Genomic DNA, 11758 nt, shown 5'->3' on the forward strand with positions numbered 1-11758 from the left:
TCAATTGTCAATTCTAAACTGAAAAAGGGGGGTAGTTATGAATTCTTTTGAAAAGGGGTTGGAGTCTTATCTAGGAAAAGATAGGCTAAAGAAGGTTCAATCCTATCGGATTGGTATAGGAGGGGCTGGAGGTTTGGGGTCTAATGTGGCCTTTAATCTTGTAAGAAGTGGTTTTAAGTCTTTTGTAATAGTTGATTTTGATATTATTGAAGCTTCTAATTTAAATAGACAGTTTTATTTCATTGATCAAGTCGGTAAATTTAAGGTTGAAGCTCTAAAAGAAAATCTTTTAAGGATAAATCCAGATTTGGATCTAAAGGTTATTAGAAAAGAGGTTAATAAAGAAAATATGGAATACTTCTTTTCTGATTGTGATATATTAGTAGAAGCCTTTGATAAGGTTAAAAGTAAGAAGTTGATGGTAGAGAGGTATATGAATTCGGATAAGTTATTGGTTAGCGCATCTGGAATAGGAGGCTGGGGAAATTCTGATGATTTAAGTGTCAAAAAGATAAATGATACTTTTTATTTAGTCGGTGATCTAGTCAGTGAAGTTTCTAAAGAGAGACCTCCTATTTCACCTCGTGTCAATATTTGTGCAGCAAAGCAGGGAAATATTATTTTAAAGCTGGTATTGGAGGATTATTATGGATAAATGTCGAAATTTAAATACAGACCTATATTGTATTACAGCAGAAAAGTTTTCTAAAGGCAGAAGTAATGTAGAGGTAATAAGAGAGATGATTGATGGAGGAATTAAGATAATACAGTATCGAGAGAAGGAGAAGAAGATGCTCTATAAGTATCAGGAGTGTCTTAAGATTAGAGAGATGACTAAGAAAGCAGGGGTAAGCTTTATAATTAATGATGATATCGCTTTGGCTTTAGCTATAGGAGCCGATGGGGTTCATATTGGTCAAGAGGACCTTCCAATTGAAGAGGTAAGAAAGATAGTAGGGGAAGAGATGATAATTGGCTTATCTACCCATTCTCCCAAAGAGGCAAGGGAGGCAGAGAATAGGGGAGCAGATTATATAGGCGTTGGCCCTATCTTTAAAACTTATACAAAAGAAGACGTCTGTGACCCAGTTGGACTAGAATATCTTGATTATGTAGTGGAGAATATTAATATACCCTTTGTAGCAATTGGTGGCATCAAGGAACATAATATAAAGACTGTTAGTAAGAGAGGAGCAAAGACTATTTGTATGGTAACAGAGATAGTTGGCTCTGAAAGTATTAAAGAAAAGATAGAAGGGGTTAGAAGAGCAATTAGAGAGTAATAATTGATAATAAATATTAAAGAGTAGCCTAAAATTAAAGAGCTTATATTAAGTTTTAAAGCTGATATTTAATCATTAATAGCCTAATTTGTTCATTTTTAACTCTTAATTAAATTCTTCTAAGGAGGGATATTATGGTTAAGAGCATCCTTGAGAATCTTATAAAGAAGATTAGTAGTTGGATGGAAGAGAAGAAAAAGATAGTAGAGAAGAACTTTAGGTTATTTGAAGAATTTTATTTGCCCCATGTAATTGCCTTTATATTCTTTGGTTTTGGGGTGCTGTTATTTTTATTTTTAATAATAAGCACTCTTAATATTGACCCTCGAGAGATAGAGGGGGTAAGTACATCTATCCTTCAGCTTTTACTTGTAATTTTAATTCTTGGTTTCTTTGTAGTATCAATTATGTTTACCTATGTAATATATAGTCTTTTAGGGGTAGAAGATGAGATGAATCAAGAGGTTGGAGTTTATGTCTTTAAACATAAGGCTAGTCCTTTAACTAGAAAGGTTAAGGGGTTAAAAGAGATGCTTGATTTTTTAACCAAGTATGATCTTGTCGAAGAAGAATCTTACTATGAAGTTAGATATAATTTACAAAGGTTAAAGTATGATAAAGGTTATGGAAAATATGAAAAAGAGAAGTATAGAATAACCTTTGAGAAAATCTATAAAAAAGATCTATAGCTTTTACTTAAAATTTAAAGTAGCGATTAAAGTCAATTTTATTAACTGATTTATATTCTCCTTTATTTTCATCAAACTTGTAGTTACTACTCAAGTCTTCTCCTTTCTTATGACGTGCTATAATTTCTTTGATAGCTTTAATTAGATACTTAACTTCGTGAAGGTTATTGTAGCAGCCAAAGCTAATCCTAACTAGCCCTGGTTTATCTGAATAGTCTCCTTTGAAGGCCCTTTCTTTAAATTCTTCAGCTTCATCAGGCCCAATATCCAAAAGGTGATTTATATAAGGGTGAGCACAGAAGCATCCATTTCTAACACCTATTCCATATTCATCTGCTAAGATGGCAGCCACCAATGAATGGTCGATTCCTTTAATGTTAAAGGGGATTACGGCTAAATGATCTTGGGGTACTTTTTTATCCATATTACAGTATAGTTGCACTTGTGGTATTTTTTGCAACTGTCTTAAGGTATAATCTGTTAATAAAGATTCAGCCCCTATAATATTATCCCATCCTAATCTATTAAGAGTTTTAATACTTTCACTTAGGGCAAATGCTCCTACTATATTTGGTGTTCCAGCCTCTTCTTTGTCAGGCAAGTTGGCCCAGATTACATCTTCTAAAGTAACTACTTTTACCGTTCCCCCACCAGAATAGTCTGGCTCATTATCTTTAAAAAACTTCTTAGGTGCAAATATTACTCCTGTACCAAAGGGTGCATAGAGCTTATGGGCTGAGAAGACTAAAAGGTCAATATGCTCAGGATGGTCATTACTCTTAACATCAATTTGGCGATGAGGAATAAGTTGGGCTGCATCAACTAATATCTTGGCTCCATACTGATGGGATAACTTAGCAATTTTATAGATGGGGTTGATGATTCCAGTAACATTAGATGCTCCACTTATAGCTACTAACTTAACTTTATCTCTATGTTCTTTTAATTTAGATTCTAAATCTTCTAAGTCCAATCGACCCTCGTCAGTTAAACCTACATAAAGTAATTTACCCTTTTTACGCCAAGGTAGTATATTTGAGTGATGTTCCATTAAAGAGCTAATAATTATCTCATCTTCTTTTACCTCCAAAGTATTGGCTATTTTATTAATCCCCTCGGTTGCATTTTTGACAAAGATGATTGTATTATCATCAAAATTCCCATTTAAAAATTCAAATACTAGGCTATGGGATTTATCATAAACCTCTGTAGAAAGTCTAGATTTGAATCCACTTCCACGATGAACATTAGAGTACCAATTTAAGAATTCTCTCATTTTAGAGAAGACCTGCCTAAAGGAAGGAGTACTCGCCCCATTATCAAGGTTAATATATTTTCTGTGTCTTCCATCTAGTAAAGGTACTTTTTTATTTAAACCAATTATTTCTTTTCTTATTTTTTTAAAAAAAGATTTGCTAATCATACTGATTCTCCTTTCATAACTTAGGAACCTGGAATTAGGAATTAGTTAAACAGATACTAAATTCCAGATTGAAAAGTTTTAATTTATCTTATGAAATTATAGGGTCAACTGTGAGTCTATGGTGAATAAATTATTGTAAATCTAGCAATACTAAAGTTGAGTTTTAGCTTAAAAAAGGAGGGAATAAAGTGAAGGTTAAAGTTATAAAAGATGACTGTATAAGTTGTGGTTTATGTGTAAATGAAGTGCCTGCTGTATTTGATTGGGATGATGATGATAAGGCAGTGGCCATTACAGATGATGTCCCTGATAAATTAGAGTCAGAGGCTCAAGATGCTATGGATGGATGTCCAACAGATGCTATTATTGAAGCCTAGAATTAGGCAAAGAGGTAGAGATGTCGTTAGTATTGAGGTGGTGTAAAATGGGAAAAATATGTTTAGATTTCAGACCAGAGATAAGCTCTTCAGAGATGATGAAGTTGAAACGGTTGGTCGATGATATGGAGAGCGGGCAAGAGTTATCAATTACTCTTGAAAGATATGATGCCCACCAAGCAGATCAGATATTAGATCTGTTAAGGGAAAACTCTTATAAGTGTTATACCAAAGGTGGTCACCATAAAGAATTTTATATCAATGCCAAGAAGGAAGAAGAAGAGGAGTAGCTTTTTAGCTACTTCTCTTTTTGTTGATTTGTAGTAATCTAGTTGCACTTTTGTGCAACTAGTAATCAGTGATGAGTGACGAGTAATGAGTAAGATCAAAACCTAAAGACCTTTTATTCAAATTTAGGCAACAAAGGGGTTTTTAAGGTTTTATCCATTACTCATTACTGATTACCCATTACTAGTGGCACGATAGTGCCACTATATTACTATATAATGTAAAGTTAAATATGATATAATAGGTCTAAGGGAGTTGATTTAAAGTGAAGGCTAAGATAAGAGAGTATGCTAAAGAGCTTGGAATAGATGCAATAGGATTTGCAGATGGAGAGCCTCTTTTTGAAACGAGAGAATTTTTAGCAAAGATGAAGGAAGAAGGTTTTTTATCTGAGTTTGTTAAAGATGATCTGGATCAGATCTGTAATCCAAGGATGGTTATGAAAGGGGCCAATACAGTAATAGTTTGTGCTATCTCTTATAAGATAGATGATCCTAAGGTTGAAGAGGAGAGAATGAGGGCCAACAAAGAATTAAGAGCTAGGCTATCTAGGTTTGCTTGGGGTAAGGATTATCACCGGGTATTAGGAGAGAAGTTAGATAGGCTAATAGATTTCTTAGAAAAGGAGTTTGAGGAATTTAAAGGGGTCAAGTTTGTTGATAACGGACCAACGGTTGACCGGGCTCTAGCTAGAAAGGCAGGGATAGGCTGGCAGGGCAAGAACTGTTCAATAATTAATCAAGATTATGGGTCTTGGATCTTCTTAGGTGGGATAATAACAAACTTAGACTTAGAGACTGATGAACCTGTCGAGAATAGGTGTGGGGAGTGCAGAAGGTGTATAGAGGCTTGCCCTACAGGAGCTTTGGTAGATGATTATACTTTAGATAGTCGTAAGTGCTTAGGCTATATTACCTTGAGTAAGGGGCATATCCCCCGCAAGTACCGCAAGAAGATGGGAAATCGCTTATGGGGGTGTGATACCTGCCAAGATGTCTGCCCCCATAATAAGAAGACCAAGGCAGGAAATCATAAGGAGTTTAAGCCAGGAGAGTTGGGAGCTTATCCAGAGTTGGCCCCATTATTAGCTATGAGTAATAAGGGGTATAAGAAAAAATTTATGCCTACTCCGATGAATTGGCGGGGAAAGAGGCCAATTCAGCGTAATGCAGCGATAATCTTAGGAAACTTAAGAAAGGAAGAAAGCCTACCTCATTTGATTGAGGCTTTAAAAGATCCTAAGCCTATAGTTAGAGGAAGTGCTGTCTGGGCTATTGGTCAGATTGGGAGTCAGAGAGCATTGGATGCGTTGGAGAAGGCTTTGATTAAGGAGAATGATGAGAAGGTTAGAGAAGAGATAAGACAAGTATTGTCAACTAAACGATAAGTTAGTTGACAATACTTGTCTTATCTAATATAATTAAAAAAGGGAAAATTTTTACCAACATTGTCAACTTTGAATTTTATCAGGTTAACAAAAATGAAGGGAGGATTTTTATATGGGTCTTGTTGTATTATTTCCTGGTTGGGGGACTAGTAAGAAGTTATATAAAAATCTAGATTTTGGAGAGCATCAAATCTTATTTGTAGATTATTTTGATTTAAATAGATTGAAAGAAGAGGTTAAAGAACTAAGTGAAGGTGAACTGATTTTCTTTGGTTGGTCTTTAGGAGCTATGTTGGCTTTAAAACACTTAAAAGATTTTGAGGTTGATAAGTTAATATTAATTTCACCGACTTTAAATTTTTTAGAGAATCAGCCTAAGGTTGTGGTAAAGAAGATGCTTAGGGACTTGCGAAGAGATAAGTTAGGTCTATTAACTAACTTTAGCAGGCTTAATTTTTATAAAAACAAGTACTTTAAAGACTATTTAGAAAAGAATCAAGGAGCTTTAGAAAGTTTAGATTTGGATTATTTAGAACAAGGTTTAAATTTTTTACTGGAAGAGGATCTAAGAAATCTAAAGGTAAATGATACTTTAAATCCACTTATAATAATAGGAGAGAAAGATAGGATAATGAAAAATTTAAGTTCAAGAAGGGTTTTAGAGAAGTTTTCTAATTATTACTTCTATGACTTAGAAGTAATAGGTCATAACCTCATCTACGAGGGTAAAAAAGAAGTGAATAGATTAATAAGGGGATATTTAGATGATAAAGAAGAGCTTGGTTAAGAGTAATTTTTCAAAAGCTGCAAATAGTTATGATGATTATGCGGTAGTGCAGAGGTATATGGGCCAACATTTAAAGGATTATCTAGACAAAAATGAAGCAAATAAGGTATTAGAAATAGGTGCTGGGACAGGTCTTTTTACTCAGATGCTATTAGATCAGTTCCCAAAAAGTGATTATCTATTGGTAGATATCTCTTCTAAGATGATTAGCAGATGTAAAGAGAAGTTTAAAGATTATTCTAACATTAGTTATTTAGTAGAAGATGGGGAAACTTTAGAGTTGGATTGTAGCTTTGATTTGATAGCATCTAATGCTAGCTTCCAATGGTTTGAAGATTTAAAGGGGGCTATTAAAAATCTTAAAAAGCACCTAAATAGAGGTGGGAAGATATACTTTTCAACCTTTGGAGATAGAACTTTTTATGAATTAAGAAATTCTTTAGTTTCAATCTATGGTGAAGATAACTATTCTCAGAGCTTTTTTAGTAAAGAGGAGTTAGAAGAGCTTTTAAAGGATGAATTCGAAAGGGTTTACATAGAAGAGAAGGAGTATAAAGAAAGATTTTCTAGGGTAAGAGACTTTTTAAGGGCCACTAAAAAGATTGGGGCCAATAGTGCCACAAAGGGGAAGCCTATTATGACAAAAGGTCTCCTAAAGAGATTAGAGCAAGAGTACGAAAGTAGGTATAAAAAGGATGGGGATATTATTGTAACCCACCATCTGTTATTTGTAAGGTTAGAAGATTAAATTTAGAAAGGATGAGAAAATATGATAAGTAAGTTAAAGCATAAGGTATTAGCTGGGGGAGAGATTACTAAAGAAGAAGCTTTGGAGTTGGTTAATTTAGCAGAGGTTAAAACACTAGAGCTTTTAGGAGCAGCAAACGAAATTAAAGAGAAGTATAAGGGGAAGAAGGTTGATTTATGTTCAATTGTTAGTGCAAAGGCAGGTAGTTGTTCTGAGGATTGTACCTTCTGTTCTCAATCGGCTCATTATAATACAGGAGTACAAAGTTATCCTTTGATGGCTAAAGAGGACATTTTGGCTAGAGCCAAAGAGATGGAGGGGAGTGGGGCTAAGCACTTTGGAATCGTAACTAGCGGTAGGGGTGTAATAGATGATCAGGAGTTTGAACAACTAGTAGAGGCTTTTAGGACTATAAAGGAGGATACAAGCTTAGAAGTCTGTGCTTCTTTGGGAACCTTAGATGAAGATAGGGCTAAGAAGTTATCGGGGGTAGGGTTGAAGAGGTATAATCACAACTTAGAAACTTCTGAAAGTCATTTTGCCAATATCTGTACGACCCACCAGTATGAAGATAGGGTGAAGACTGTAAGAGCCTTAAAAGCAAGAGGAGTAGAGGTCTGTAGTGGTGGGATTATAGGTTTGGGTGAATCCTTTGAGGATAGGGTAGATTTAGCCTTTACTTTAAAAGAGCTAGATGTTGACTCTATACCTTTAAATATCTTAAATCCAGTAGAGGGAACTCCAGTAGAAGATAATAGGAAGGTTCCACCAATGGAAGCTTTAAAGACAGCAGCAATCTTTAGGTTTATCAATCCTAAAAAGACTATTAAGTTATGTGGAGGGCGAGAGAAGAATTTGCGTGATTTACAGTCTTTAGCTTTATTATCTGGGATTAATGGTTTACTAATAGGAAATTATTTGACTACTCAGGGAAGAGATGTTAAAGAGGATTTACAGATGATTAAGGATTTAGGTTTAGAGTTTTAGGAGGGTTAATGTGAGCAGATGGAAAAGTGAACTAGACTCATTAAAGAAGGAGGGGCTATATAGGAGATTGAGAGTTTTAGAAGGCTCTCAATCTCCTAGAACTATTGTTGATGGCAGAGAAGTTATAATGTTAGCCTCAAATAATTATCTAGGTCTAAGCACAAATAAACAGGTAAAAGAAGAGGTTATAGAGATAGTAAGAAGGTATGGAATTGGTTCAGGTGGCTCAAGACTAACTACTGGTAATTATGATTTACATAGAGAGTTGGAAAAAAGGTTGGCGCAATTTAAAGAAACTGAGGATGCTCTGGTCTTTAATACCGGTTATATGGCCAACATAGGTGTCTTGACTACTCTGGTAGGAAAAGGAGATATCATCATCTGTGATAAGTTAAATCATGCCAGTATTATTGATGGTTGCCGGTTAAGTAAGGCAAAGTTAAGAGTTTATAGGCATAATAATATGGAGCAATTGGAGAGAAAATTGCAAGGTGCTGGTAAGTATAGAAGAAGGCTGATTGTAACTGATGGGGTCTTTAGTATGGATGGAGATTTGGCCCCCTTAGATCAGATAGTCAATTTAGCTAGAAAGTATGATGCTATGGTGATGGTTGATGATGCTCATGGGACGGGAGTTTTAGGTAAAAATGCTGGAGGAAGTGTTGAATATTTTGGTTTAGAGGGCCAAGTGGATATTCAACTGGGTACTTTAAGTAAAGCGTTGGGATCAGAAGGTGGCTTTGTAGCAGGAAGTAGGGAATTGATTGATTTATTAAGAAATAAGTCACGGTCTTTTGTATACTCTACAGCTTTATCCCCTTCTACAATAGGTGGGTCTCTAGCTTCGCTAAGGTATTTAACAGAGCACCCAGAGATTATTGAAAAATTATGGAATAATATAAAGTTTTTAAAGTCTGGATTAGAGGATTTGGGTTATGATCTATTACCTAGTAATAGTGCAATTATCCCGATTATAATCGGTGATGCTAAGAGGGCTACAAGTTTAAGTAAGGCTTTATTAGAAGAAGGGGTGTTGGCTCCAGCCATTAGACCACCAACTGTAGCAAAGGGTAGTAGCAGGCTTAGAGTTACAGTTATGGCTAACCATAGTAGATCTGATTTAGAAGAAGCATTGAGAGCTTTTGCGAAGGTGAAGAGTGAAATATTATAGTAATAAAGCGGAGCTTTATTACTGGTGAAGAGTAATCAGTAATGAGTAATGGGTAAAACCTTAAAAAAACAGAAACCCCTTTGTTACCTAAGACTTATAAGAGGTTTTGAGATTTTGACTTTACTAATTACTCTTCACTCATTACCCATTACTAGTGGCACGAAAGTGACACTTTATTACTAATATGCTTCACTCTATAATCCCTCATATTAAAAAAACGGATATTTTCCACTTGCTTGGTAAAACTAAAAAATAAAAAAGCGGTGGAAAATAAATGTTATATATTATGACAATATTCTTTATTATAATAGCTTATCTTCAGATAAAGAGGTTAGTACAAGCAAAGCTTAAAAGAGAGTTAATAGTCTATATAGTTATAATGGCTATAGCCGTCTTTTATAGTTGGGGAATATTATTAAATTGGAATTTGTTTAGACCGGGTAGTATAATATCAAGGATATACCAACCTATTTCAAATTATATATTTATTCAAACAGAAAAGTAAATTAGATTTAGGGGTTCTTTACTTTATTTAAAAAGTTGTATATTTTTGCAATAGAAGCGCCATATTTCACTTTGAAAAGAGGGTTATTATAGATTAATTTTTTAAGTGTAGGTTTTTTTAATAAGTTGATTAGTCTATCTAAATCTTGATTAGTAAAGGTGTTCAATAACATTCTAAGTTCATAAAATTTTTTCATATCTTGAACAAAGGGGTTGATTAGTTTATCATAATCAATCCCTTTGACAATAGAATCTGCTGCTAAGATTCCACTTTCTATTGATTTAATCTGACCAAGACCTACTAAACTGCCAACAAATCCCCCTGCATTTCCTATTAAATAAATGTTATCTTTTTGGTGTCTAGATAAGAAACCACAATTAAAACTTGAGTCTCTTGTTTCAATTATCTTATAATCTAATTTTTCGCTGGAAAGAAATTTCTCCCAATAGTAATCTATTTCACGAGCAGTAATGTTGTCAATCACAAGATTTAAATTAGCTTCTTTTGAACTGATTGGTATGAGGTAGGCAGAGCAATTTTTGGCATAGTCTTTATTCAACCACATTGAGACAGACTGGGTATCAAAGTGTCCAATAACAGTAGCAGATCTAAAGTGAGTATTAAAGATATCTTCCCATAGGTCTAGCTTTTTTGGAATTACACTATTTCCAGTAGCTACTAATATATGATCAAATTCTTCTTTTAAATCATCTATATCTACTAAGCTATCAAATTCAACTGAAAGAGATAGTTTAGAAGAGAGTTGATTGTTAATAGAAGTTCCTTCTCTCATTCTATTTGTAATATATCCTAAATTTCCCTCTATAGTAACTTGTTCTGTTGGCCCGTACATAGCAATTCTTTTTATAGAAGAGGAAGGGGATAACTTTAGATTATACTTTTTTTTAAGGTGCTTAAAAGGGTCTGATTTAAAATGATTAAATATATGAAGAATGGCTGAGGTAAATAATACAGGATCTCCTATATGACCATTCTTTTCGAAAACAACAGGAGTAATTCCATACCTTTCAAATGCCAAAGCAGATGCTAAACCAGATATACCACCACCAATAATTGCAACTTTCATATAAGATACCTTCCTTTCGACGTCTGTATATAAGAATAATATTTACTTATAAGCGGGAAAATATTTATTAAGATTAAATTATATCAAAGAGAGTAGGAGGAAATAGATGTGCAAAAACTTTCAGCTGAATATATTCTAGTGATTTACTTTAAGAAGGCATTAGAAAAGGAAGAATTGCTTATAGAGAAATATGATGAGTATTATCCAGATATTCAAAATGATGAATTGAAAGATATTATAAAGGAATTTAAAAAAACATCTCAAGAACATATAAGTTTTATAAAGGATAAGATTATAAAATTAGGGCTTGAATCTTAATTGAAAGGGGAAAGAATTTAAATGAAAGATGTAGATATCTTAAAGGACATACTCGAATATCGGATTTCAAATCAAAAATTTTACAATCAAAATCTTATTGAGATTAGGAATCCAGAGGTAAGGGCAATTACCACCCAGATGAGGGATGATGAGATGCGAGCTATTGTAGAGCTACAGCATAAGATAAAGAGGCTAGAAGCACCTTCTGGTATTATTTCAAAGGTCTTCCCTAAAAATTCTACATTTTAGTAATTAAGTGTAGTCTTTATAATATTATTTAGGGGGCAGACACATAGGTCTGCTCCTACATTTAATCCATCAAAAGTTAACCTATGTTACTATAGTTTTCAACTTCAAGCATAAATAATATCGTTAAATCTAATTACTATATGAGGGGGTGCTTTATTTATATGGAATGGATTATAGTCTTTATAAAAAGTTGGATTCTCCTTTATCTTTTAGTTGATTTGAAGAGACTAAAGGTTAATATCTGGTGTGGTGTCCTAGCAGTAGCTTTACAGATAGCTATAGATACTAGGGCAATAAGCAGAGGTTGGTATCATATTAATCGGAAGGGTATTTCTATATTAGGGTCTTCGCTATTTTTTACTTTAGGACCAGTTTTAGTAATAGGTATTCTTATGGCCCAATATCATCCTAGAAAAAGATGGTTAAGGATAGTAAATGTTTTTGTAATTAGTGCTTTAT

The 11758-nt window shown here is 34.0% G+C and carries 16 protein-coding genes; 14 read left to right on the forward strand and 2 right to left on the reverse strand.

Going from position 1 to position 11758, the window contains the following annotated elements; genetic code table 11:
• Positions 1-37 precede the first annotated feature (37 nt).
• From thiF to HALSAC_RS0101925, 3 genes are all read left to right on the forward strand, one after another.
• On the forward strand, positions 38-655 hold the full coding sequence (gene thiF / locus HALSAC_RS0101915) for a sulfur carrier protein ThiS adenylyltransferase ThiF (protein WP_027338845.1): 618 nt from the start codon (positions 38-40) through the stop codon (positions 653-655).
• Positions 648-1283, forward strand: a complete 636-nt coding sequence (gene thiE, locus HALSAC_RS0101920) for a thiamine phosphate synthase (protein ID WP_027338846.1) — start codon at positions 648-650, stop codon at positions 1281-1283. Before thiF ends, thiE begins: the two co-directional genes overlap by 8 nt.
• Before the next feature lie 134 nt (positions 1284-1417).
• Entirely contained in the window at positions 1418-1972 is a 555-nt protein-coding gene (locus HALSAC_RS0101925) for a hypothetical protein (protein WP_027338847.1), read from the forward strand.
• A gap of 7 nt (positions 1973-1979) precedes the next feature.
• On the opposite strand, the gene HALSAC_RS0101930 is transcribed toward HALSAC_RS0101925, so the two are convergent.
• A complete protein-coding gene (locus HALSAC_RS0101930; protein WP_027338848.1) occupies positions 1980-3395 on the reverse strand; it encodes an aminotransferase class V-fold PLP-dependent enzyme in 1416 nt (471 codons plus the stop codon).
• Positions 3396-3583: 188 nt separating this feature from the next.
• On the opposite strand from HALSAC_RS0101930, the gene HALSAC_RS0101935 reads away from it, so the two are divergent.
• The 8 genes from HALSAC_RS0101935 (at position 3584) to HALSAC_RS0101970 (ending at position 9645) form a co-directional block, all read left to right on the forward strand.
• Positions 3584-3772, forward strand: coding sequence for a ferredoxin (locus tag HALSAC_RS0101935; protein ID WP_027338849.1), 189 nt, complete (start codon positions 3584-3586; stop codon positions 3770-3772).
• Between the two features lie 47 nt (positions 3773-3819).
• Complete coding sequence (locus HALSAC_RS0101940) at positions 3820-4062, forward strand: hypothetical protein (RefSeq protein ID WP_027338850.1); 243 nt, start codon at positions 3820-3822, stop codon at positions 4060-4062.
• Positions 4063-4325: 263 nt separating this feature from the next.
• Positions 4326-5447 carry a tRNA epoxyqueuosine(34) reductase QueG gene (gene queG, locus HALSAC_RS0101945; RefSeq protein ID WP_027338851.1) on the forward strand — a complete coding sequence of 374 codons (1122 nt, stop codon included), beginning with the start codon at positions 4326-4328 and terminating at the stop codon, positions 5445-5447.
• A 112-nt stretch (positions 5448-5559) separates the two neighbouring features.
• Complete coding sequence (locus tag HALSAC_RS0101950) at positions 5560-6234, forward strand: alpha/beta fold hydrolase (protein WP_027338852.1); 675 nt, start codon at positions 5560-5562, stop codon at positions 6232-6234.
• On the forward strand, positions 6212-6982 hold the full coding sequence (bioC, locus tag HALSAC_RS0101955) for a malonyl-ACP O-methyltransferase BioC (RefSeq protein WP_027338853.1): 771 nt from the start codon (positions 6212-6214) through the stop codon (positions 6980-6982). Before HALSAC_RS0101950 ends, bioC begins: the two co-directional genes overlap by 23 nt.
• A gap of 21 nt (positions 6983-7003) precedes the next feature.
• Positions 7004-7969 carry a biotin synthase BioB gene (bioB, locus tag HALSAC_RS0101960; protein ID WP_027338854.1) on the forward strand — a complete coding sequence of 322 codons (966 nt, stop codon included), beginning with the start codon at positions 7004-7006 and terminating at the stop codon, positions 7967-7969.
• 10 nt (positions 7970-7979) lie between these two features.
• A complete protein-coding gene (gene bioF, locus HALSAC_RS0101965) occupies positions 7980-9140 on the forward strand; it encodes an 8-amino-7-oxononanoate synthase (protein WP_027338855.1) in 1161 nt (386 codons plus the stop codon).
• A 286-nt stretch (positions 9141-9426) separates the two neighbouring features.
• Positions 9427-9645, forward strand: coding sequence for a hypothetical protein (locus HALSAC_RS0101970; RefSeq protein ID WP_211231278.1), 219 nt, complete (start codon positions 9427-9429; stop codon positions 9643-9645).
• Between the two features lie 7 nt (positions 9646-9652).
• Here the strand turns inward: HALSAC_RS0101970 and HALSAC_RS0101975 are convergent, their stop codons facing one another.
• Positions 9653-10732, reverse strand: a complete 1080-nt coding sequence (locus HALSAC_RS0101975) for an NAD(P)/FAD-dependent oxidoreductase (RefSeq protein WP_027338857.1) — start codon at positions 10730-10732, stop codon at positions 9653-9655.
• Between the two features lie 108 nt (positions 10733-10840).
• On the opposite strand from HALSAC_RS0101975, the gene HALSAC_RS0101980 reads away from it, so the two are divergent.
• The 3 genes from HALSAC_RS0101980 to HALSAC_RS17215 form a co-directional block, all read left to right on the forward strand.
• Entirely contained in the window at positions 10841-11050 is a 210-nt protein-coding gene (locus HALSAC_RS0101980) for a hypothetical protein (protein ID WP_027338858.1), read from the forward strand.
• 21 nt (positions 11051-11071) lie between these two features.
• A complete protein-coding gene (locus HALSAC_RS0101985) occupies positions 11072-11299 on the forward strand; it encodes a ferritin family protein (RefSeq protein ID WP_027338859.1) in 228 nt (75 codons plus the stop codon).
• Between the two features lie 161 nt (positions 11300-11460).
• On the forward strand, positions 11461-11758 hold a 298-nt coding region (locus HALSAC_RS17215), incomplete at its 3' end, for a hypothetical protein (protein WP_035571064.1).

This window comes from Halonatronum saccharophilum DSM 13868 (assembly GCF_000517025.1).
GTDB lineage: Bacteria > Bacillota > Halanaerobiia > Halobacteroidales > Halobacteroidaceae > Halonatronum > Halonatronum saccharophilum.

Bases quoted from the DNA above. Each gene is read 5' to 3' on its own strand.
- thiF (WP_027338845.1), top strand. From the start codon at position 38: ATGAATTCTTTTGAAAAGGGGTTGGAGTCTTATCTAGGAAAAGATAGG.
- thiE (WP_027338846.1), top strand. From the start codon at position 648: ATGGATAAATGTCGAAATTTAAATACAGACCTATATTGTATTACAGCA.
- HALSAC_RS0101925 (WP_027338847.1), top strand. From the start codon at position 1,418: ATGGTTAAGAGCATCCTTGAGAATCTTATAAAGAAGATTAGTAGTTGG.
- HALSAC_RS0101930 (WP_027338848.1), bottom strand. From the start codon at position 3,395: ATGATTAGCAAATCTTTTTTTAAAAAAATAAGAAAAGAAATAATTGGT.
- HALSAC_RS0101940 (WP_027338850.1), top strand. From the start codon at position 3,820: ATGGGAAAAATATGTTTAGATTTCAGACCAGAGATAAGCTCTTCAGAG.
- HALSAC_RS0101950 (WP_027338852.1), top strand. From the start codon at position 5,560: ATGGGTCTTGTTGTATTATTTCCTGGTTGGGGGACTAGTAAGAAGTTA.
- bioC (WP_027338853.1), top strand. From the start codon at position 6,212: ATGATAAAGAAGAGCTTGGTTAAGAGTAATTTTTCAAAAGCTGCAAAT.
- bioB (WP_027338854.1), top strand. From the start codon at position 7,004: ATGATAAGTAAGTTAAAGCATAAGGTATTAGCTGGGGGAGAGATTACT.
- HALSAC_RS0101970 (WP_211231278.1), top strand. From the start codon at position 9,427: ATGACAATATTCTTTATTATAATAGCTTATCTTCAGATAAAGAGGTTA.
- HALSAC_RS0101975 (WP_027338857.1), bottom strand. From the start codon at position 10,732: ATGAAAGTTGCAATTATTGGTGGTGGTATATCTGGTTTAGCATCTGCT.
- HALSAC_RS0101985 (WP_027338859.1), top strand. From the start codon at position 11,072: ATGAAAGATGTAGATATCTTAAAGGACATACTCGAATATCGGATTTCA.